This window comes from Brucella sp. JSBI001, assembly GCF_026014005.1.
GTDB lineage: Bacteria > Pseudomonadota > Alphaproteobacteria > Rhizobiales > Rhizobiaceae > Brucella > Brucella anthropi.
On the sequence record NZ_CP110339.1, the window covers coordinates 4208483 to 4230000 of the forward strand.

The window sequence follows — 21518 nt, forward strand, 5'->3', positions numbered from 1 at the left end:
TTTGTTACGGCGCGACTGATTCCGTCTATGGGTAGCCGAAAATGGTGGCACTCGAGAACCGGAGCGGAGTGTACTTAACGTACATGAGCACCGGAAGCGTAGAGCGACACCATTTGCAGGTAGCCAGAGGCGGAATCTAGAGGACTGGCCATGGCTTCTGCACGGGCCGCATCTCTTCATAAGCCTTTGCCAACCGCAGCACGCCGAGATCGTCGAAGCGCTGGCCGAAAATCTGCAGGCCGATGGGTAGTCCTGTCGACGTGTAACCGCAATTGATCGAGATCGCGGGTTGTTCCGACATGTTCATCGCAACGGTGAAGGCGATGTGCTCGAACGGACGTTGCGGATCATTGACCGGAGAGGCCCATTCCGCCGGATAGGTCGGCATTGGAGCAGTCGGCGAAATGATGAAATCGAACCCCTTGGAAGCGGCAAGCGCCGCATTGCGCATGGCGTCCATCTGCGCAAAGCCGAGATAGACTTCCTCGCCGGAAAGCCCTTCCGCCCTCTCGGTCCACTGATAGATATAAGGCAGTATTTTCGCACGGTTTTCCGGCGTCATCTTTTTGATGTCCGACCAGGAACGTGCGCGCCAGAAACGATCCAGACCATCGATCATGGTGCGGTTCAGGAATGGCGCAACCGGTTCGATGATCGCGCCTGCATCAGCGAAAAGCTTTGCCGCAGCTTCCACGGCAGCTTTCGTTTCTTCGCCAACTTCTTCGCCAAAACCGGCATCCAGCCAAAGGCCGATCTTCAAGCCCTTGACGTCGATACCGAGGTTCATCCAGTCGATATCCTGCTGGGGCAGGCTCATGCCGTCGCGGCGATCCGGTCTCGACAGAACCGACATATAGAGCGCGCTGTCGGCGACCGTGCGCGTCATCGGGCCTGCGACACGCCCCAGAAATGCCGGATCGATCGGGATACGCCCGAAGGACGGCTTCAGACCGACGAGACCGCACCAGCCGGCAGGCAGGCGAATGGAGCCGCCAATGTCGGTGCCGATATGCAAGGGGCCGTAACCGGCGGCACCGGCGCTGCCCGCACCAGCACTCGATCCACCCGGATTGGTGTTCAAATCCCACGGATTGCGCGCGAGCTTGTGGAAGCTCGACAGGCCTGAAGACAACATGCCGAGATCGGGCATGGTCGTCTTGGCGAGCAGCACGCCGCCAGCCTCGCGGGTGCGCGCAGCAGGCGGGGCATCGGCGACGGCAGGCTTCAGCGGCAGTGCCGCGCAGCCAAGCGGAACGGCGGTCCCTTCCGTCGCGATATTTTCCTTGATCGTCAGCGGCACACCATCGATGGGACCGGCAGGTTCACCCTTCCCCCAGCGTGCTTCGGAAGCCTTTGCCGAAACCCGCGCCGCATCCGGATCGTAAGCCCAGAGTGCATTGAGCTTCGGCTCATAGGCTTCGATGCGCGTGATCACGGCTTCCGTGACCTCGACCGGCGAAAGCGACTTCGCCTTATAGGCGGACACGAGTTCAACGGCTGACAAATCGGCTAGATTCGACATTGGATATTTCCTCAAATCACTCAGGCAATTTCAGTATGGAGCTTGGGCGTCGCACGCGCTTGCGGCGCCCCGAAAACGGTTTTGGCACGGCATCAACCAGCGCACGCGTATAATCATGCCGCGGATTGTCGAAGACCTCATTCGTTGGCCCCTGCTCGACAATATTGCCGCGATAGATCACGGCAACACGGTCGGTGATGGCGCGCACGACACCAAGATCATGGCTGATAAAGAGATAGGAGAGGCCGAACTTCTCCTGCAGGTCCATCATCAGGTTCAACACCTGCGCCTGAATGGAAACGTCGAGCGCCGAAACCGGCTCGTCCGCGACGATCAGCGCCGGTTTGGTGATCAGGGCGCGCGCAATGGCAATACGCTGGCGCTGCCCACCGGAAAACTCATGCGGATATTTTTCCGCCGATGCTTTTGGGAGGCCCACGGCTTCCAGCACTTCAGCCACGCGGTCGTCGCGGTCCTTGGAACTGGTGCCGCTTTCCAGCGACACAATCGGCTCGGAAATAATCCGCTTCACCGTATGACGCGGATCAAGCGAGCCGTAAGGGTCCTGAAAAATCGCCTGAAAGCCTTTGCGCGCTTCACGCAGGCCCGAGCGATCCAGCGCGTAGATATCCTGCCCGTTGATAAGAATCTGTCCCGATTGCGGGCGTTCCAACCCCATCACGGCGCGAGCCAGCGTGGATTTTCCGGAACCACTTTCACCGACAATGCCAAGGCTTTGGCCGGCCTCGATCTCCACATTCACACCATGCAGCACGCGCAACGCGCTCGTTCGTGAAAAGAAGGATGCCCGCGGCAATTGATATTCGCGCACCACATCGCGCACCTGCAAAATCATGTTGCTCATAACACCACCTCGCCGTCTCGCGGGTGAATACAGGCGGCGCGATGCGCGATGCCGTCATTCTCGGCGATGAAATCCAGCCCCGGTATCGCCCTTCGGCAATCGTCCTGCACGAAGGCGCAGCGGTCGGCAAAGGTGCAATAGGGCGGACGCGCCAGCGGGTCCGGCACAACGCCGGGAATGGCAGCAAGGCGCTGGCGTCCCGTGCCGTGACTGCGTACAAGTGCCGCCCCATGTGGAGAAGCCTGAAACAGCCCCCTTGCATAAGGATGCGCCATGCGATGGAACACCGCTTCCGTGCGCCCGGTCTCGACGATGCGGCCCGCATACATGACTGCAATACGGTCGGTCATTTCTGACACCACGCCAAGATCATGGGTGATCAGCATCAGGGCCGTGCCGGTTTCGTCGATCAGCTCATCCATGAGATCGAGAATTTGCGCCTGCACAGTCACATCGAGCGCGGTGGTCGGCTCATCGGCGATCAGCAAATCAGGCTCACAAGCGATAGCCATGGCAATCATCACGCGCTGGCGTTGCCCGCCGGAAAGCTGGTGCGGGTAAAGATCGAGATTGAAGCGCGGCGCAGGCAGCCCCACGCGATCAAGCAACTCGCGCGCCTTGCGCTCCGCATCGGCCCGGCTTTCGCCCAAATGCAGACGGCGACCTTCGGCAATCTGTGCGCCTATGGTCTTGACCGGATTGAGCGCCGTCATCGGTTCCTGAAAGATCATCGCCATGCGCCGCCCGCGCATCCTGCACAGTTCCGCCTCCGGCTTGTTTGCCAGATCCTCACCGTCAAAACGCAACGTGCCGCGCACGCGCATACGGTCCGGCAGCAGGCCCATGGCGGCAAGGGCAGTGATCGACTTGCCGCTGCCGGACTCACCCACCACGCCAAGGCGTTCACCGCGATTGAGCGTCAACGTGATATCGGACACGATATCCGCGACCTTGAGGCCAATAGGCAATTCAACGGACATATTGTCCATTTCAAGCAAAGGTGTTGTCATCTCTGCCTCCTGACGCGCGGATCAAGCACATCGCGCAATCCATCGCCCAGCATGTTGAGACCGAGCACGGCGAGCGTGATGGCAAGGCCGGGGAAAATGGCGAGCCATGGCGCGTCGTAGATAAAGGTCTGTGCATCGTTGAGCATCTTGCCCCAGCTTGGCATCGGCGGCTGGGTGCCAAGCCCGACATAGGAAAGGCCCGCCTCGGCAACGATGGCGAGTGCGAACTGGATCGTCGCCTGCACGATCAGCACATGGTTGATATTGGGCAGCACATGCAAAAGCGTGATCGAGACATCGCCACGCCCGGCGCAACGCGCAGCCTGCACATATTCGCGCTTCCACAGGCCCAGTGATGCGCCACGCGTGACACGCGCAAACACCGGGATATTGAAAATGCCGATGGCGATCATGGCATTGACGGCACCGGGCCCGAAAATTGCGGTGATGATGACGGCGGTAAGAAGTGCCGGAAATGCAAAGGCCAGATCGGTCATGCGCATGACAAAGCCGTCCACCATGCCGCCGCGTGCAGCCGCGAAGGCACCAAGCGGGATCCCGATACCGGCACCAACGAGCACGGCAATGATGGAAACGGCGATGGAGTTGCGCGCGCCGACCATAATCATGGAAAACACGTCGCGCCCGAAATTATCCGTGCCGAACAGATGGCTGAAACTCGGACCTTGCAACTTGTCACGGAAGTTCATGGCGGTCGGCGAATAGGGCGTCCAGACATAGGAGATAACGGCCATCGCGACGAGGATGACCGTGATCAGTGTACCGACAGCCAGGCTGCGGCTCAGCAGCACTGTTTTGAACACACCCGGTTTCGGAAGAGCTTGCGCTTCACTCATCGGCTGCCTCCTGTCGAAAGGCGCGGATCGATGAAGCCATAGACAAGATCGACAATGAAATTGACCGCGATCACGGAAGCGGCAAGCAGCGTCACCAGTGACTGCACGGTGACGAGATCGCGCTGCGCGATGGCTTGAAACACCAGCCGACCAAGACCGGGCAGATTGAAGACGTTTTCGATGATGATGGTTCCCGCCAGCAGAAAGGAGAATTGCAGGCCGATGATGGTGACAACCGGGATCAGCGCATTGGGCACCGCATGACGCCAGAGTGCGGCGTTGCGTGTCAGGCCCTTGGCACGCGCAGTCCGCACGAAATCCTCACCCAGAGTTTCGATGACGGCGGAGCGGGTGACGCGGGCCAGAATGGCGGCAAGCGGCAGCGCCAGCGCCAGCGCCGGCAGGAACAGCGAACGGATGCCATTCCAGAAGCCGCCTTCCCAACCCGCAAAGCCAGATGCAGGAAACCAGCCGAGCTGCAAGGCGAAGAGCAGGATCAAAAGCAGACCGAGCCAAAAATTCGGGATTGCGACACCAACCTGCGCCACGCCCATGGAGAGCACATCGCCGGTCCTGCCGCGCTTGGAAGCAGCATAGACGCCGACCGGAATGGCGACCGCGACCGACAGAACCATCGACAAAAGCGCCAGCGGCAGCGTGACCATGATGCGCGGTCCGAGCAATTCGCTGATCGGCACAGAATAGGTGTAGCTCGTGCCGAAATCACCTTTCAGAAAACCGCCAATCCACGAAAGATAGCGCCACCACAGCGGCTGATCGAGGCCGAGCTGCTTGTGAAGTGCTGCCAGCGTTTCAGGCTGCGCATTGATGCCGAGGATAACCGCCGCCGGATCCCCCGGTAGCACCTGCATCAGCAGAAAGACGATGACGGAAGCCGCAAGCGTCGTAAGCAGAAGCGAAACCAATCGCCCGGATATATAAGCCAGCAAAGCGACCTCCTTGAAAAGACGGATATCCGCTTTCCACATTCCAACTCGCCGCACGCCCTCCCCTTATCTTTATGGGGTGCGCGGCCATTCGCGTAAAACCGCCCCGCCGGACATACGACGGGGCAAGCTAGTTATTCAGCCCAATAGGCTTGTGTCAGGTCGTCAGCCGGGATTGGCATGTTCTTCCACAGACCCTTCACATTCTTGTTCCACACACCGATTTTCGGCAGCGCATAGAGGAAGATGTTCGGCTCGTCGGCAGCAAGTTTTTCCTGCAGCTTCTTCACGAGTTCGAGCTGCTCTTCATCGCTTCCAGCCTCGGCATAGGCCTTGTAGAGCGCCTTATATTCCGGGTTGTTATAGTTGAAGTAGTATTTGTCGCGGGCATAGATATCGAGATCACGCGCTTCGGTGTGCGCGATGATCGTCGCGTCGAAATCCGAGCGCTTGAACACCTGATCCAGCCATTGGGCAAACTCGATCGGTACGAGATTGGCCTGAATGCCGACTTCCGCCAGCATCGCTGCAATGATCTCGCCGCCGCGGCGCGCATAGGCCGGAGGCGGAAGCGTGATGGTGATCGAGGTGCCAGCCGGAACGCCAGCTTCTTCCAGCAATTGCTTCGCCTTGGCCGGATCATACGGATAGGTTTCCGACAGATCGATATAGCCCGGATCGACCGGCGCATAATGCGAGCCGATGGGCGTACCGAAACCCGAATAAACACCTTCGATCAGCGCCTTGCTATCGATGGCATGGGCCAGTGCCTGACGCACCTTCAGATTATCGAAAGGCGCCTTGGCATTGTTGAGCGACAGCAGAACCTTGCCTGCCGTATCGCCCACTTCGACCTGCAGCTTGTCGTCGCTCTTGAAGCGGCTGATCAGCTCCGGTGCCTGAAACATCGGGAACACGTCGATGTCACCGGCAAGGATAGCAGCAGCAGCAGCCGACGGATCGCTGACGAAGCGGAACGTGACGGCGGAAAGCTTTGCAGGCTCCCCCCAATAATCCGGGTTGCGCTCCAGCTCGACCCGGTCGCCCTGCACCCAGCGCTTGAACTTGAACGGACCCGTGCCCACAGGCTTGGTCTTGTTGTCGCCAGCCGAATTCGGCGCGACCATGACCGCATCACCCCAGCCCATATTGAACAGGAAGTTTGAGGTCGGGCGCTTCAGCGTCACAACGGCGGTCGCGGGATCAGGACATTCCGTGCTCGCAATTGGCTCAAAAAGACCCTTTTGCGCATTGGTCGAATCCGGAGCCACTGCGCGTTCATAGGAGAACTTCACCACCGAGCAGTCAAACGGCGTGCCGTCATGAAACTTCACGCCCTGATGCAGCTTGAATGTATAGGTTTTCTTGTCGTCGGAGACGGTCCAGCTTTCAGCCAGAAGCGGCTTCACCGTGCCATCCTCGACAATGCGCACAAGACCTTCATAGAGGTTGGCATAGGTAACCTGCCGGATACCAGCAGCGGCATTGGCGGTCGGGTCCAGACCCGGCGGCTCCAGCACTTCGCCGACCACCAGCGTATCCTTCGCGAAGGCACCGTTGATCGATGCCAGCATTGTAGCCGTTATAAGACCGGCTTTCAGTAAATTACCCATGGGTTCCCCTATCCCTCCAACTTTTAAATCGAACGCCCGCCATCCACGTCGAGCGCAACCCCGGTAATCATAGAGGCAGCAGGCGAGCAAAGGAAAGCCGCTGCTTCAGCCAGATCGTCGGGTTTCAACAGGCGGCCCATCGGGATGGAATCGCGGAACTTCTTGCGGATTTCCTCGGTGTCCTCGCCCATGAATGTGGTGAGAAGCGGCGTTTCACCGGCAACAGGGTTCAGTGCAACCACGCGAATCTTCGCTGGAGCAAGCTCGATAGCCAGCGCCTTGGTCACGGAAACGACCCAGCCCTTGGTGGCATTGTACCAGGCGAGATTGGGACGCGGACGTCCCGCACCGGTCGAAGCGACGTTCAAGATAACGCCCTCTCCATTGCCCTTGAAATGCGGGATGAGCTTGCGCGTCATCAGATAGACACCGCGCACATTGACGCCGAGAATGCGGTCGAATTCTTCCGGCTCAACCAGTTCGGCATTTTGCGGTTTATGGCCGATACCGGCATTGTTAATCAGAATATCCACCTTGCCGAATTTCGACAGAGCGGCTTCCACTGCGGCATCGACATCGGCTTCCCTGGAAATATCGGCAGCAACGGCGAGTGCCGCGTCACCGATTTCGCCTGCGACGCGCTCAGCGCCTGCCTTGTCGCGGTCGACGATGACGACCTTCGCGCCGCCATCAGCGAAGCGCTTTGCCATGCCTTCGCCAAACCCCGAACCTGCTCCCGTGATGAGCGCGACCTTACCTTCAAGCGACACTATGTTTCTCCCGAATGCTATTTTCATCGCATTTTCAGACGGGAAACCGGTTCCCACTTTCCCTGAAAATGCTATTTCAGCCGTGCCAGACCGAGATGGTCTTCAGCGAGGCAAATCCATAAAGCGCCTCAAAACCCTTTTCGCGGCCATGACCGGATTTCTTCACGCCGCCGAACGGCAGTTCGATACCGCCGCCAGCACCATAATTATTGATGAAGACCTGCCCGGAATGGATGGCCCGCGCCAGGCGGAACTGACGCCCGCCATCATTGGTCCAGATGCCGCAGACGAGGCCATAGGACGTGCCATTGGCAATCGCGATGGCTTCTTCTTCAGTGTCGAAAGGCAGAATGACCTGCACCGGACCAAAGATTTCTTCCTGCGCCAGACGATGATCGGCAGGCACGTCGCGGATCAGCGTCGGCAACACATAGGCCCCGCCTTCCGGCGCGTCTTCTGCCAAAACGCCTTGCGCAGCAATCGCCAGACCGCTCTCTTTCGCAAGATCCAGATAGCCGTCAACAATCGCCTTCTGGCGCTGCGACACCACTGGGCCAACAGACAGATCGGCACTGGCCGGGCCAACCTTCAATGTGCGATAACGCTCGCTCATGCGGGCGACGACTTCCTCATAAATGCTACGCTCAACCAGAATGCGGGACGACGCCGAGCAGGTCTGACCGGCATTCTGAATTCCCGCATTGACCAAAAACGGCAAAGCGCGGTCGAGATCGGCATCAGCGAAAACGATCTGCGGCGATTTTCCGCCGAGTTCCAGCGTCACCGGCACGGTGTTCTTCGCAGCCGCAGCCTGCACCGCTTCACCCGTGCGCACCGACCCCGTAAACGAGATGTGATTGACGTCTGGATGTTCGGAGAGCGCCGCACCCGCTTCCGCACCAAGTCCAGTCACCACATTGAGCGCGCCCTTCGGCAGACCGGCCTTTTCGGCAATTTTTGCAAATTCCAAGATGGTCAGGCAGGCTTCTTCAGCAGGTTTGACCACGGCTGCATTGCCCATGGCCAGCGCTGCGCCGAGGCTGCGGCCCAGAATCTGCATCGGATAGTTCCACGGAATGATGTGGCCCGTAACGCCGTGCGGCTCATAGATCGACAGAACCGTAAAACCGTTCTGATAAGGCAGCGTGTCGCCATGCACTTTGTCAGCGGAAGCGCCATAAAACTCGAGATAACGCGCCAGTGCAACCACATCGGCGCGAGCCTGAGTGACCGGCTTGCCGACATCTTTCGATTCCAGATCAGTCAGAAGATCGATATTCTTTAGCACTTCATCCGAAATGTGGTGCAGCACACGGCCACGCTCGGTCGCGGTCAGCTTGCCCCAGTCGCCGGAAAGCGCCTTGCGAGCTACCGCCACGGCCTGATCGATATCGGCCTTGGTGCCCCGCGCAATCAGCGCAAGATCGCTGCCGTCGGAAGGATTTCGGAGCGTGATATGCTCGCCGCCAACGGCATCCTGCCATTCGCCTGCGATGAAATTGCCATAACGGAGCAAGCCGGCTCCTCCCGTCTTGTTCTCATGTTTCATTTTCATTCTCCCGAAGAGGCATTTCCGCCTCCAGTCTCGCGGTTGTGGCGCGAATATGCGCCCGCGCCAGCCGCTCGGCTTCCTCCCCATCGCGCGAAGCGATGGCTTCGACAATGGCTCCATGTTCGCGGATCGCATCGCGCGCCCTGTCAACGGACAACGAGAACGAAGGCGCAAAAACCTGCGATGTCATCCGCAGAAGCGGCACGAAGGCGATCAGCGAAGCGTTGCCCGCCGTGTTCATCACCGCCATATGAAAATCGACATTTGACTGGGTATAGGCTTTCGGGTCCCACGGATCGACGACCGTGCCCTGTCCAGCAACATGCGCACGCAGTTTTGCAATATCCGCATCGCTCGCCCGTTCGGCGGCAAAGCGCGCAGCCACACCGTCCAGCACTTCGCGCACGGCATAAGCATCGATCAGACGGGTGAGATCGGCGGAAGCGACACGCACCCCCCGACCTGGCAGGTGAATGACGAGCCCATCACGCTCCAGAACGCGCAAGGCTTCACGCAAGGGCGTCCGGCTGATGCCGAACTCAGCCGCTATATGTTCCTGCCTGAGTATCGCGCCCGGCGCATAGTCACCAGCATAGATTCGCTCACGAAGTGCCTCTGCCACTTCGTCCAGCAAACGGGTCTGACTGCGCCATTCAAAAGCCGCCAATAGAAAAGCCTCCCAACTTTTCTGGACACAATATCCTGGATACAAAATCAGTCAATCTGAAAACGGATGTGCTTTTCAGAAATTAAACAGAGAATGAAAGACCGGAAATTTCGTGAAATACACTCGAAACGATACAATCAATCAGAGCAAGCAATTGTCGAGGGAGAGCACGGGTCGGCGGCCTGTCTGAGACCTTCTCAGTCTCCGACAATCTCCGCCAGCATTTCTGCAAGCTGACGGATCTGGTCGGGGCCGTTGTCCATGTGCCGGATGACGATTTCCATCGGCTCGACGGACGGCAATCCTGCTGCGGCAGGCACCACCTGATGACCGGGAAGCGCAACACGCGTCGGCAGCAGGCTGACACCCAGCCCCTCGGCGACCGCACTTTGAATACTCGCCAGACTGGAGCTGGTGAAAACCACATGCCAGCGCCTGCCCACCCGATCGAGAGCCTCCATCATGTCGCTGCGATAAAGCCCGTTCGGCGGGAACACTACGAGCGGCAGCGGATCAACATGGGAAACGGGAAAATCGGCACTATCGAGCCAGGACAGCGGCTCCGACCAGTGCATGGTCCCAACCGTTTCGCCACGTTTTTGTTTCACCATGACAAGGTCAAACTCACCGGTCTCGAAACCTTTCTGCAAGTCACGGCTGAGCCCGCTCGTCACCTCAAGTTTCGTGTTCGGATGTGCGCGCATGAAACGCGCCAGCGCAGGCGTAACCAGCCGTGAGGCGAAATCTTCCGGCAGGCCGAGGCGGAACACGGCAGCAAGTGCTGTGCCGGTCATCGCGGCTGCCGCCTCGTCATGCAAGTGCAGGATACGGCGCGCATAGCCCAGCAGCTTTTCGCCTGCATCCGTCGGGCGCACATCATGCCGGGCACGTTCCAGAAGCGCCTGTCCAACAGCTTCCTCCAGCCGTATGATCTTCTGGCTTATGGTCGATTGGGTCGAGTGCAGCTGCAAGGCCGCAGCCGTAAAACTACGGCTGTCGACAACGGCCACAAAGGCCCGCAAAAGATCGAGATTGAAAGAAGTATTCATAAGCCCACTGGATATCAGTTCAACATTTAATTTCCAAATATGACACCCTGCTTGTATGAACGCAACAAGCAGGAGAACCAGCCGATGCGTCAAACAATATTCAGCTTGAGTGCCTTGGCATTGATTGCAGGGACGATAGTTATGACCGAACCGACATTGCCGGGCCACCACGCCGCAGCCCAAGCCCAAGCCGAAACGTCTCTTCTTCAGGCCGCAGCGGCTGGCGATCTGGCGGCGGTCAATGCAGCCATCAAGGCCGGAACAGACCTCGAAGCGCGGGGCAAGAATGGCGAGACGGCACTTCTGGCGGCAACCCATGCCAATCACGTCGATGTCGCCCGTGCGCTCATTGATGCTGGCGCCGACGTCAATGCCAAGGATGCCATCAAGGACAGCCCCTATCTTTATGCGAGCGCACGCGGACACCTCGAAATTCTCAAGATGACGCTTGCGCACGGTGCTGACCTGAAGAGCACCAATCGCTATGGCGGAACCGCACTCATTCCCGCCTCCGAACGCGGACATGTCGAAACGGTACGCACGCTGATCGAGGCTGGCGTCAAGGTCGATCACGTCAACAATCTTGGCTGGACGGCACTCCTCGAAGCCATCATGCTCGGCGACGGCGGCCAGCGTCATATCGATATTGTGAAGCTCCTCATAGATGCCGGGGCCGACGTCAATCTGGCAGATAATGACGGCGTCACGCCGCTTCAGCATGCCCGCAGCCGCGGCTATGCGCCGATGGTGGCCCTGCTGGAGAAGGCTGGCGCGAAATGAGCAGCGACAGCACATATCTCGATCAGGCCATAAAGCTCGCCTTCGACAATGTCGAACAAGGCGGACGTCCGTTCGGAGCCGTGGTCGTCAAGGGCGGCAAGGTCATCGCCACAGGCGTCAATCGCATGCAGGCCGATTGCGATCCGACCGCCCATGCCGAATTGCTGGCACTGCGCGCGGCGGGCAAGACGTTGCAATCGCCACGGCTCGACGGCTGTGAAGTCTATGCCAGCGGCCAGCCCTGCCCCATGTGCTTTGCCGCGATGCGCATGGCCGGTGTCAAAAAAATCCGCTTCGCCTATTCCAATGAGCAGGCCGAACCCTTCGGCCTTTCGACCGCGAAAATCGCCGTTGAACTCGCCAAGCCTCTCAGCGCACAGACAGGCATCAGTTTCGAACATTCCCCGCCGGAAAACGATCCTGAACTCTATCAAGTATGGGAAAGCAAGAAGAAGACTGGCGCCTGAAACATGCAGACTACCATCCATCCGGCGACCGGCAGCAAGAACACAGCAAGTCTCGCCCTCATCACGCTCGTCGTCCTGATCGGCCTCAACCTGCGTCCATTCCTGACCGCACCGGGGCCGGTACTTTCGAATATCGCAGCCGATACCGGTATGGGTTTCGGTGGGTTATCCCTGCTCACCTTCCTGCCAATGATGCTGATGGGGCTTGGCGCTTTTGCGGCTCCGCGTATCCAGTCGCTGTTCGGCACCCGGCGCAGCATGTTCGCAGCACTTGCCATTCTTGCGGCAGGCTCCCTCCTGCGCGGCTTTGTACCGAATGGGGTTTCGCTGGTGTTGACCGCCGTACTGTGCGGTGCTGGCGTTGCAATGATTCAAGCTTTGATGCCCGGCCTCATCAAAGCCAATTTCCCGTCAAGCATCGCCACCGTAACCGGGCTCTATTCTGCCATGATAATGGGCGGCGGCGCTCTCGGCGCGCGGCTGACGCCATGGCTTGCGGGCAGCCAGCATAACTGGCGCTTCGCCCTTGCCGTCCTTGCAATCCCCGCCTTCCTGGCTTTGCTGACGGCACTGCCCATTCTCCGCGAAACGTCATCGCCGGGCAAAAAATCCGGAATAACCGGGCACCTGCTGCGGCGCCCTCGCACCTGGGTGCTGATGGCTGCTTTCGGTCTCGTCAATGCGGGCTACTCGTCCATGGTCGCCTGGCTCGCGCCCTATTATCAATCGCTAGGGCTTGCTGCCTCCACCACCGGCAATCTCGTCGCGGTGATGGCTGTTGCACAGGCGCTAGCGGCTTTCGGACTGCCGCTCGTCGCGCGCCACAGTACCGACCGCCGCCCGTGGCTGCTGTTGACATTGGCTATGCAGGCAATTGGCTTCGCAGGCCTTGCCTTGGCACCCCAGCTTTCGCCTTTCTTCTGGTCTGCGATCTGCGGCGCAGGTCTCGGCGGCAGCTTCGCACTCGCCATGATTACATCACTCGATCACCTGCCCAAACCGGAAGAAGCAGGCGCACTGGCTGCCATGATGCAGGGCGGTGGCTTTCTGATCGCGGCTCTCGGTCCCGTCGCGACCGCTTTCCTGCATGGCCTGACCGGTTCGTTTGCTTCCGGCTGGATCATGCACCTCGTTCTGGTCGCGAGCATCTGCCCGCTCTATCTGAGCTTCAATCCGCACAAGTATGCGCATGTCATGAAACTGCCGGTTCAGGCGGAAAGTGGCACACAATAGCGTTACTCGGCCAGTTTATGGCCCGAAAACAGTTTTCGTCCGGCAATTTTCGGCTAGATAACTTGCCGACCTTCCCAATAGGGTTAAGGTTACAGGAAACCTGTTTTTATTTTTGGCATTTGAAGCGGTTCCGGCGAACATGGAAGCGCCAGCCATATTAATCCGAATACTGGTCATAATATGAAGCACGAAACCGCGATCCATCAAGGCACGTCCGTCGCTCCGGACGGTTTGCCTAAGCCGAGAATCTATTGGGCATGGGCAACCCTGATGGTGGGTCTGACGCTTGCCGTCATCGATGGCACTATCGCAAATGTCGCCCTCCCGACGATTGCCGCCGATTTTTCGGCTGGTCCTGCTGCCTCGATCTGGATCGTCAACGGCTATCAGCTTGCAATTGTGGTCACCCTGCTTCCGTTGGCAGCACTTGGTGAAATCTATGGCTACAGGCGTGTCTATCTTGGCGGCGTGGCATTGTTTACCGTCGCTTCCGTCGCCTGCGTTTTCTCACGCTCACTGGAAGCACTCACTTTCGCCCGCATCATACAGGGACTGGGTGCAGCAGGCCTGATGAGCGTCAACACCGCCCTTTTGCGCTATACGGTGCCGCAGGCGAAATTCGGTACAGCCATCGGCCTCAATGCACTCTTCGTCGCCGTTTCGTCGACCATCGGGCCGACGCTTGCCGGTGTCATGCTATCGTCCCTGAGCTGGCCGTGGCTTTTCGTCATCAATATTCCACTCGGCATTGCTGCCGTCGTGATGGGCCTCAAAAGCCTGCCCGAGAATGAGCACTCCGCACGCAAATTCGACGTGGTCAGCGCCATCCTGTCAGCGCTCACCTTCGGCCTTCTGGTCACAACCATCGACAGTGCAGGCAACGAAATCGGGTCCTTCGTCGTGCTGTTGCAGGCGGTGGGCTGCGTAACCGCGGCTGTTCTCCTCACACGGCGGTCGCTGCGCATGGCCGATCCGCTGCTGCCGCTCGACCTCTTGCGCATTCCCGTCTTTACGCTTTCCATCTGCACTTCGATCATGTCGTTTCTGGCGCAGATGATGGCGTTCATCTCGCTGCCGTTCCTCTTTCAGGTCGTCTTTGGCTTCAGGCCGATCGAGGTTGGTTTCCTGATGATGCCCTGGCCCATTGCGCTTGCCATCGTCGCGCCGCTTTCGGGCAAACTGTCCGACAAACACTCACCGGCGATTCTGGGCCTGCTTGGGCTCATCATATTCGCCATCGGCCTTGCTCTGGTGGGCATGTTGCCGGAACATCCATCGATCCCGGATATATGCTGGCGCATGGCAATTTGCGGAATTGGTTTCGGCCTCTTTCAGGCACCGAACAATCGCATGATGATTACCTCGACGCCGCGCTCACGCAGCGGTGCCGCAAGCGGCATGCTGGGCACGGCGCGCCTTCTCGGCCAATCGCTGGGGGCGGCTTTCGTCGCCTTTCTGCTGTCGCAATGGGGAGTGGAAGGAACACCCTATATTCTCTTCTTCGCATCCGGCTTCGCACTGTTTGCCTCGCTGATCAGCGTCACACGCCTCGGGCGTTGACTTCATCCACAGCTTTGGAGGGAACCGGAAAATATCTTGCACAAAGAAGCAAATTTCCCTGTTGCAATCTCCGGAGCGTTGGTCCATATAGCGCCTGCCTGACGGAAACGAACGGTTTCCGGAATGACTGGCGCGAGCGGGTGTAGCTCAGGGGTAGAGCACAACCTTGCCAAGGTTGGGGTCGAGGGTTCGAATCCCTTCGCCCGCTCCAGTTTTTCTTCAGATCAGGTTTTACGAAGGCTGCCGACAGGCGGCCTTTCGTGTTTCAGGGCAATGTTTCTGGAAGTGTACCATTGCTAGAGCAGCTTGAATGGCAGGCCTGAAACAAGCACCTTTATATAGCGTTTCTTCTGAAAATAGCCGTTGAGTGAAATACGCGGAATCGCTGCAGCTGGCATCACACCTGTTTGCTGCAGCACACCAGGCTGGGTGGTCACGCCCACATCGAACCCGCCTTCTGAAACCGCCCTGATCTCGCGTTCGCCAACGGCCGCCTTCCATCCATATGGATAGGCAAAGGATCGCGGCCTGTAACCAGCATAGCGTTCTACTGATTCGGTCGAGTCAGCGATTTCCTTGGCCAGTCTTTCGTCGTCGACACGACGTAAATTGACATGAGTGACAGTGTGCGCGCCAAGATGCACAAGCGGATCGAGCGCAAGAGCGCGCAATTCCGATGGGTTCATCACCGATTCATCGACAAGCGAAATTGCGTCGATCCCGACCGTTTGTGCAGCTGCGTCTATGCGGGCTACTGCCTCGTCTTCATCGAAACACTGCATGAACTGCACAAGCTGGGCAAAGGCCGCTGATTTCTGGGCCGGAGTTGCTGCGCGCACATCGAGAACACCGCCGCCAAAGTCGAACTGGAAACTGTCGGCCTCCGTCACCAGAGCCGCAATGGTCCGCCACCACATGGATCGCTTGCGTTCCACGAAACCCGTCGTGATGAAAATCGTGTAGGGAATGCTGTATCTGGCAAACACAGGGGCCGCGAAGTCTGCATTGTTCCGATAACCATCGTCCAGCGTGAAGGCGACATATTTCCGGGTGCTGCCTTGTTCGGAAAGCAGCCTCGGCAAGTCATGCAAATGCACCGGCACAAGGCCCGCTTCCAATGCCGCTTCTATCGCCATTTCAAGCGTTTGCGGCGTAATCGAAAGAATGGCGTTGGGGTCTGACCGATCTGTCGCACCTTCCGGTTTGACGTGATGCATCGTGAAGACGACACCGCGCCCACCGGCAGAAGGGAAAAGCGCCGACGCACCGGAAAAGGCAATAGCCTCCAGCCCCGCACGGATCAGCGGATATTTCAAACTGCCCTTAATAGACCGCAGCGACATCTTCTCGAATATACTTCCCCCGAAGGCCAGACTTGGCGCGGGATCGTGCGCCAGCCGTGAACCCCTCTCGCCTATAGCAATTTCATCTCGCCACGTGAATTGCTTTCGCCGCATCTTAATCCTAGAGCGCATTTCGATCTGATTGAATCAGATCGGCGCTCTCAATATTTGTTTTGGAGCGCATCCCGAAAACCGTTTCACACTTTTCGGGATGCGCTCCAGCAAAAAGGCCGCACGCAAAGCGTACGGCCTTTTATCATTTTGTTCGTTAAACTTGACGCTCAAAGCGAAGTCGAGCTCTTCCACCAGTCGGTTCCGCCATCATGCGCATACTGGTCAATTTCAGCCAGTTCCTCGGCACTGAATTCCAGTCCCTTCAGAGCACCCAAAGAGTTTTCAAGCTGCGCGACCGAGCTTGCCCCGATGAGCGAAGAGGTCACGCGCGGATCGCGAAGCGTCCACGCAATTGCCATCTGGGCCAAAGTCTGTCCACGACGCTCCGCAATGACGTTCAATGCCCGGATGCGCCCCAGCAGTTCTTCGTTCTCTGCGCTGGCTTTCAGGGAGCCGCCCTGATTCGCCCGCGCACCTTCCGGAATGCCGTTCAGATAGCGCGATGTCAGCAAACCCTGAGCCAGCGGCGAAAACACGATGCAACCGGCGCCCAGCTCATCCAGCGTATCGAGAAGCCCATTCTCGATCCAGCGGTTGAACATGTTATAATTCGGCTGGTGAATGAAAAGCGGCACGCGCTCTTCCTTCAGGATCGCCGCCGCCTTCAGCGTCAGTTCCGGCGAATAGCTCGAAATACCGACATAGAGCGCCTTGCCCTGGCGATGCAGATGCGCGAGCGCTCCCATCGTCTCTTCCAGAGGCGTCGTGGCATCGACACGGTGCGAATAGAAGATGTCGACATAATCGAGTCCCATCCGCTGCAGCGACTGGTCGAGACTGGCAATCAGATATTTGCGGCTGCCGCCAATGCCACCATAAGGCCCCGGCCACATGTCCCAACCGGCTTTCGATGAGATAATCATCTCATCGCGATAAGGCCGGAAATCGCTGGCCATGATGCGACCGAAGTTTTCTTCGGCAGATCCGGGAGGCGGGCCATAATTGTTCGCTAGATCGAAATGGGTCACGCCCAGATCGAAGGCGCGACGGAGAATCGCGCGACCGTTTTCGTAGACATCCCGGCCACCGAAATTGTGCCAGAGGCCAAGCGATATCGCTGGCAGGTCGATGCCGCTCCGACCGGTGCGGCGATAGAGCATATCTGACTGATAGCGATCAGCCGCTGCAGAATAATGCATAACGCATCTCCATGAGTGAAATGGTTTGACCACGCATGGAAGACAGCGCCGATCCCATGCATAACAGGTGTGACGCATATTTGATCCCGAAGGGGAGTCGAGGCAATGCTAATCTGCTGAATGTTACTCAACGAAAGAATGACGAATAATCAACAACGGCTCTTAACGTGATCCGACTTCCTCAGCGACCACCAATTTCGCGAGGCCCTGGTCTTCGCGGATGAGATCAATCAGCCGCCGCAAACCAGATGGAACCTGTCGTCTGCTTGGATAATACATGGTCAGGGGCGGACCTTCGGAAGCCCAGTCCGGTAGCACGGCTTCAAGTGTACCTGCGTCCAGATAGTTCTTGACCAATGGCTCCAGACAATAGGCAAAGCCGATCCCGCCCAAAGCGGCTTCCACAGCCTGTTCGGTTTCATTGGCGCAAATCGGTCCTTTCACATCGACTCGGCGCAAGGAAGCACCGTTCCCCAATTCCCATGCATATCGGGAATTGTCTCCGAGCCTCGTCTCTATACACGGCAAGCGGAGCAGATCGTCCGGCGTTTCGGGGCACCCTGCCCTCGATATCAAAACCGGAGAACCAACCACAATCCATTGCAAAGGCCCGGTTAGCGCAACGCCGATCATGTCCTGCGGCACCCGGTCGCCATAACGGATCCCCGCATCGAAACCCTCAGCGACGATATCAACCATCTGGTCATCTATAGTGATGTCGAGATGCATGTCGGGATAGGTTTGCGTATAGCGCGGTAAGATGGGCGCGATGATCAGTCGTGCGGCATCACGCAGCGCGTTGAGCCTTATGCGCCCCGATGGAAAGTCGCGCTGACTGGTCAGAGCTTCCAAGGCTTCCCCTATCGTCCGCAGTCCGTTTTCAAGTTGTGTCGCGAGTGCCGCACCGGCTTCGGTCGGCGTGAGGGAGCGGCTCGTACGGTTGAGCAATCGCACACCCAAATCCGCCTCCAGTTTTTTCATACGATGACTGACAGCGGAGGTTGTTACGCCGAGCTCGATTGCGGCCAGTTTCATGCTTTTGCGGCGTACGATTGTCACGAATATGTTGAGATCAGCCAGCGCGGAGCGATCGAGGTTCACGATTGTCTTCCTTTGATAACGAGGCTGTTTGATAGCTTAAACGGGTCAGTTTGTCGTTATGATCGGGACGGGGAAGTTTTGCAGCTGCCCCGGCTGCTTTGGTCAAAAAAAAGCCCGCGTTGTGGCGGGTTTTGATTTGGTTTTGGGCTGGTGCCTGGTTGCGTTTGTCGGGGGATTGTTACGCTGGATCGTTTCTTTTTGCTGCCCACCCTTGGGGTTATGAGCGCGCTGCGGTGCGTGCGTATAGAACTCGCTTCCGTGCATCGATATTAGGTCGAACGATCTTCTGCGAGAAGCCGGAGCCAGCTCGCAAAGATACGAACATCGGTTATGCTTGAGAGATTTCGTGTATTTTTGTGGGAATTTGGTTGCGGGGGCAGGATTTGAACCTGCGGCCTTCAGGTTATGAGCCTGACGAGCTACCGGGCTGCTCCACCCCGCGCTATGGGTGTTTTGTATGTATTTGAGAAGATGATTTGATTTGTGTTCTTGGCAGACCTGGCAGCGACCTACTCTCCCGTGTCTTAAGACAAAGTACCATTGGCGCTGGAGCGTTTCACGGCCGAGTTCGGAATGGGATCGGGTGCAGCCGCTCCGCCATAACCACCAGGTCGGCGAAGAACACAAATATGAGAAGCTGGTTGTCTTTCGTGCAGATAATTCAGCGATAAACGCTGATAAACAATAAGCACACGACTGTGTGCCGGCCGGAGGCCGCGCCCGCGCAGCCGTTTGGCGGAGCCAAACTGGCGTGAGCGCTATAAATTCATCGAAGTTTGTTCGATGGATATTGTAAATGGGAGTGATCAAGTCGATCGAGCTATTAGTACCGGTAAGCTACATGCGTTGCCGCACTTCCACACCCGGCCTATCAACGTGGTAGTCTTCCACGGCTCTGATAGGGAATACTCGTTTTTAGGTGGGTTTCCCGCTTAGATGCCTTCAGCGGTTATCCCGTCCGTATATAGCTACCCTGCTATGCCGTTGGCACGACAACAGGTCCACCAGAGATACGTCCATCCCGGTCCTCTCGTACTAGGGACAGATCCTATCAATATTCCTACACCCACGGCAGATAGGGACCGAACTGTCTCACGACGTTCTGAACCCAACTCACGTACCGCTTTAAATGGCGAACAGCCATACCCTTGGGACCTGCTCCAGCCCCAGGATGCGATGAGTCGACATCGAGGTGCCAAACAACCCCGTCGATATGGACTCTTGGGGGTCATCAGCCTGTTATCCCCGGCGTACCTTTTATCCGTTGAGCGATGGCCCTTCCACGCGGGACCACCGGATCACTATGACCGACTTTCGTCTCTGCTCGACTTGTCAGTCTTGCAGTCAGGCAGGCTTATGCCATTGCACTCGACGAACGATTTCCGACCGTTCTGAGCCTACCATCGCGCGCTCCGTTACTCTTTAGGAGGCGACCGCCCCAGTCAAACTACCCACCATACACGGTCCTGGACCCGGATAACGGGCCGCAGTTAGACATCCATATAGGCAAGGGTGGTATTTCAAGGATGACTCCACAATGGCTGGCGCCACTGCTTCAAAGTCTACCACCTATCCTACACATGCCGACACGAATGCCAGTGTAAAGCTATAGTAAAGGTGCACGGGGTCTTTCCGTCTAACCGCAGGAACCCCGCATCTTCACGGGGAATTCAATTTCACTGAGTCTGCGTTGGAGACAGCGGGGAAGTCGTTACGCCATTCGTGCAGGTCGGAACTTACCCGACAAGGAATTTCGCTACCTTAGGACCGTTATAGTTACGGCCGCCGTTTACTGGGGCTTCAATTCAATGCTTGCACATCTCCTCTTAACCTTCCAGCACCGGGCAGGCGTCAGACCCTATACGTCGTCTTGCGACTTCGCAGAGCCCTGTGTTTTTGGTAAACAGTCGCTACCCCCTGGTCTGTGCCACCCCCACCTAGTTGCCTAAATGGAGGTCACGCTTCTTCCGAAGTTACGCGTGCATTTTGCCGAGTTCCTTCAACGCAGTTCTCTCAAGCGCCTTGGTATTCTCTACCAGTCCACCAGTGTCGGTTTAGGGTACGGTCTATATGCAGGAGCTATTTCCTGGAACCGCTTCGCTGCAAGATCAATCCAATAAGACCTTACAACACACGCGATCCGTCACTACCTGCAGGCCCACGAATATTAACGTGGTTCCCATCGACTACGCCTTTCGGCCTCGCCTTAGGGGCCGGCTAACCCTGCTCAGATTAACTTTAAGCAGGAACCCTTGGACTTTCGGCGAGGGAGTCTCTCACTCCCTTTATCGTTACTCATGTCAGCATTCTCACTTCCGATACCTCCAGGATGTCTCACGACTGTCCCTTCACAGGCTTACGGAACGCTCCGCTACCACGCACAAATGTGCATCCACAGCTTCGGTGTATGGCTTTAGCCCCGGTACATTTTCGGCGCAAAGACCCTTATTTAGACCAGTGAGCTGTTACGCTTTCTTTAAATGATGGCTGCTTCTAAGCCAACATCCTGGTTGTTTTGGGATCCTCACATCCTTTCCCACTTAGCCATAACTTAGGGACCTTAGATGGTGGTCAGGGTTGTTGCCCTCTCCACGACGGACGTTAGCACCCGCCGTGTGTCTGCCCAGTAGTACTCCCCGGTATTCGGAGTTTGATTAGGATCAGTAAGACGGTGAGTCCCCATAGCCCATTCAGTGCTCTACCCCCGGGGGTATTCGCTGGACGCTCTACCTAAATAGATTTCGCGGAGAACCAGCTATCTCCAAGTTTGATTGGCCTTTCACCCCTAGCCACAAGTCATCCCGATCTATTGCAACAGATATGGGTTCGGTCCTCCAGTACGTGTTACCGTACCTTCAACCTGCTCATG

Annotated in this window: 17 protein-coding genes, 2 tRNA genes and 2 rRNA genes (1 of these 21 cut by a window edge); 5 read left to right on the forward strand and 16 right to left on the reverse strand. The window is 57.6% G+C overall.

Annotated elements, in window-relative coordinates; all coding sequences use genetic code 11:
* Positions 1-136 precede the first annotated feature (136 nt).
* From LJ361_RS20140 to LJ361_RS20185, 10 genes are all read right to left on the reverse strand, one after another.
* Complete coding sequence (locus LJ361_RS20140; RefSeq protein ID WP_010659371.1) at positions 137-1522, reverse strand: amidase; 1386 nt, start codon at positions 1520-1522, stop codon at positions 137-139.
* 16 nt (positions 1523-1538) lie between these two features.
* Positions 1539-2387 carry an ATP-binding cassette domain-containing protein gene (locus LJ361_RS20145; RefSeq protein WP_010659370.1) on the reverse strand — a complete coding sequence of 283 codons (849 nt, stop codon included), beginning with the start codon at positions 2385-2387 and terminating at the stop codon, positions 1539-1541.
* Positions 2384-3397, reverse strand: a complete 1014-nt coding sequence (locus tag LJ361_RS20150) for an ABC transporter ATP-binding protein (RefSeq protein WP_010659369.1) — start codon at positions 3395-3397, stop codon at positions 2384-2386. The genes LJ361_RS20145 and LJ361_RS20150 overlap by 4 nt, the downstream gene beginning before the upstream one ends.
* Positions 3394-4254, reverse strand: coding sequence for an ABC transporter permease (locus LJ361_RS20155; protein ID WP_010659368.1), 861 nt, complete (start codon positions 4252-4254; stop codon positions 3394-3396). The genes LJ361_RS20150 and LJ361_RS20155 overlap by 4 nt, the downstream gene beginning before the upstream one ends.
* Positions 4251-5204, reverse strand: a complete 954-nt coding sequence (locus LJ361_RS20160; RefSeq protein WP_010659367.1) for an ABC transporter permease — start codon at positions 5202-5204, stop codon at positions 4251-4253. The genes LJ361_RS20155 and LJ361_RS20160 overlap by 4 nt, the downstream gene beginning before the upstream one ends.
* 131 nt (positions 5205-5335) lie before the next feature.
* The gene (locus LJ361_RS20165) at positions 5336-6814 is read right to left on the reverse strand and encodes an ABC transporter substrate-binding protein (protein ID WP_010659366.1); all 1479 of its coding nucleotides are present in this window, start codon (positions 6812-6814) and stop codon (positions 5336-5338) included.
* A 23-nt stretch (positions 6815-6837) separates the two neighbouring features.
* The gene (locus LJ361_RS20170) at positions 6838-7584 is read right to left on the reverse strand and encodes a glucose 1-dehydrogenase (RefSeq protein WP_010659365.1); all 747 of its coding nucleotides are present in this window, start codon (positions 7582-7584) and stop codon (positions 6838-6840) included.
* 76 nt (positions 7585-7660) lie between these two features.
* A complete protein-coding gene (locus tag LJ361_RS20175; RefSeq protein ID WP_010659364.1) occupies positions 7661-9133 on the reverse strand; it encodes an aldehyde dehydrogenase family protein in 1473 nt (490 codons plus the stop codon).
* Positions 9123-9803 carry a GntR family transcriptional regulator gene (locus tag LJ361_RS20180; protein WP_010659363.1) on the reverse strand — a complete coding sequence of 227 codons (681 nt, stop codon included), beginning with the start codon at positions 9801-9803 and terminating at the stop codon, positions 9123-9125. Before LJ361_RS20180 ends, LJ361_RS20175 begins: the two co-directional genes overlap by 11 nt.
* A 197-nt stretch (positions 9804-10000) precedes the next feature.
* Positions 10001-10852, reverse strand: coding sequence for a LysR family transcriptional regulator (locus tag LJ361_RS20185; protein WP_010659362.1), 852 nt, complete (start codon positions 10850-10852; stop codon positions 10001-10003).
* A 141-nt stretch (positions 10853-10993) separates the two neighbouring features.
* Between LJ361_RS20185 and LJ361_RS20190 the strand changes: the two genes are divergently transcribed.
* The 5 genes from LJ361_RS20190 (at position 10994) to LJ361_RS20210 (ending at position 15103) form a co-directional block, all read left to right on the forward strand.
* Positions 10994-11632, forward strand: coding sequence for an ankyrin repeat domain-containing protein (locus LJ361_RS20190; RefSeq protein ID WP_264812181.1), 639 nt, complete (start codon positions 10994-10996; stop codon positions 11630-11632).
* Positions 11629-12099, forward strand: coding sequence for a nucleoside deaminase (locus LJ361_RS20195; RefSeq protein ID WP_010659360.1), 471 nt, complete (start codon positions 11629-11631; stop codon positions 12097-12099). Before LJ361_RS20190 ends, LJ361_RS20195 begins: the two co-directional genes overlap by 4 nt.
* A 3-nt stretch (positions 12100-12102) precedes the next feature.
* A complete protein-coding gene (locus LJ361_RS20200; RefSeq protein WP_010659359.1) occupies positions 12103-13332 on the forward strand; it encodes a cyanate transporter in 1230 nt (409 codons plus the stop codon).
* Between the two features lie 180 nt (positions 13333-13512).
* Positions 13513-14892: an MFS transporter gene (locus LJ361_RS20205; protein WP_010659358.1), complete on the forward strand. Its 1380-nt coding sequence runs from the start codon at positions 13513-13515 to the stop codon at positions 14890-14892.
* A gap of 136 nt (positions 14893-15028) precedes the next feature.
* Positions 15029-15103 (forward strand) — tRNA-Gly (locus tag LJ361_RS20210).
* 85 nt (positions 15104-15188) lie between these two features.
* On the opposite strand, the gene LJ361_RS20215 is transcribed toward LJ361_RS20210, so the two are convergent.
* The 6 genes from LJ361_RS20215 to LJ361_RS20240 all read right to left on the reverse strand — a co-directional run.
* Positions 15189-16235 carry a polysaccharide deacetylase family protein gene (locus tag LJ361_RS20215; protein ID WP_010659357.1) on the reverse strand — a complete coding sequence of 349 codons (1047 nt, stop codon included), beginning with the start codon at positions 16233-16235 and terminating at the stop codon, positions 15189-15191.
* Positions 16236-16516: 281 nt separating this feature from the next.
* Positions 16517-17548 carry an L-glyceraldehyde 3-phosphate reductase gene (mgrA, locus tag LJ361_RS20220; RefSeq protein ID WP_010659356.1) on the reverse strand — a complete coding sequence of 344 codons (1032 nt, stop codon included), beginning with the start codon at positions 17546-17548 and terminating at the stop codon, positions 16517-16519.
* Between the two features lie 162 nt (positions 17549-17710).
* Entirely contained in the window at positions 17711-18649 is a 939-nt protein-coding gene (locus LJ361_RS20225) for a LysR family transcriptional regulator (protein WP_151576224.1), read from the reverse strand.
* 365 nt (positions 18650-19014) lie between these two features.
* Positions 19015-19091 (reverse strand) — tRNA-Met (locus tag LJ361_RS20230).
* A gap of 54 nt (positions 19092-19145) precedes the next feature.
* Positions 19146-19260, reverse strand: a 5S ribosomal RNA gene (gene rrf, locus LJ361_RS20235).
* Positions 19261-19451: 191 nt separating this feature from the next.
* Positions 19452-21518: ribosomal RNA gene (locus LJ361_RS20240) — 23S ribosomal RNA — on the reverse strand; it runs 744 nt beyond the window's last position.

What these genes read in the sequence shown, in the direction of transcription:
- LJ361_RS20140 (WP_010659371.1), bottom strand. Translation starts at nt 1,522, where the DNA reads ATGTCGAATCTAGCCGATTTGTCAGCCGTTGAACTCGTGTCCGCCTAT.
- LJ361_RS20145 (WP_010659370.1), bottom strand. Translation starts at nt 2,387, where the DNA reads ATGAGCAACATGATTTTGCAGGTGCGCGATGTGGTGCGCGAATATCAA.
- LJ361_RS20150 (WP_010659369.1), bottom strand. Translation starts at nt 3,397, where the DNA reads ATGACAACACCTTTGCTTGAAATGGACAATATGTCCGTTGAATTGCCT.
- LJ361_RS20155 (WP_010659368.1), bottom strand. Translation starts at nt 4,254, where the DNA reads ATGAGTGAAGCGCAAGCTCTTCCGAAACCGGGTGTGTTCAAAACAGTG.
- LJ361_RS20165 (WP_010659366.1), bottom strand. Translation starts at nt 6,814, where the DNA reads ATGGGTAATTTACTGAAAGCCGGTCTTATAACGGCTACAATGCTGGCA.
- LJ361_RS20175 (WP_010659364.1), bottom strand. Translation starts at nt 9,133, where the DNA reads ATGAAACATGAGAACAAGACGGGAGGAGCCGGCTTGCTCCGTTATGGC.
- LJ361_RS20185 (WP_010659362.1), bottom strand. Translation starts at nt 10,852, where the DNA reads ATGAATACTTCTTTCAATCTCGATCTTTTGCGGGCCTTTGTGGCCGTT.
- LJ361_RS20190 (WP_264812181.1), top strand. Translation starts at nt 10,994, where the DNA reads ATGACCGAACCGACATTGCCGGGCCACCACGCCGCAGCCCAAGCCCAA.
- LJ361_RS20195 (WP_010659360.1), top strand. Translation starts at nt 11,629, where the DNA reads ATGAGCAGCGACAGCACATATCTCGATCAGGCCATAAAGCTCGCCTTC.
- LJ361_RS20200 (WP_010659359.1), top strand. Translation starts at nt 12,103, where the DNA reads ATGCAGACTACCATCCATCCGGCGACCGGCAGCAAGAACACAGCAAGT.
- LJ361_RS20205 (WP_010659358.1), top strand. Translation starts at nt 13,513, where the DNA reads ATGAAGCACGAAACCGCGATCCATCAAGGCACGTCCGTCGCTCCGGAC.
- LJ361_RS20215 (WP_010659357.1), bottom strand. Translation starts at nt 16,235, where the DNA reads ATGTCGCTGCGGTCTATTAAGGGCAGTTTGAAATATCCGCTGATCCGT.
- mgrA (WP_010659356.1), bottom strand. Translation starts at nt 17,548, where the DNA reads ATGCATTATTCTGCAGCGGCTGATCGCTATCAGTCAGATATGCTCTAT.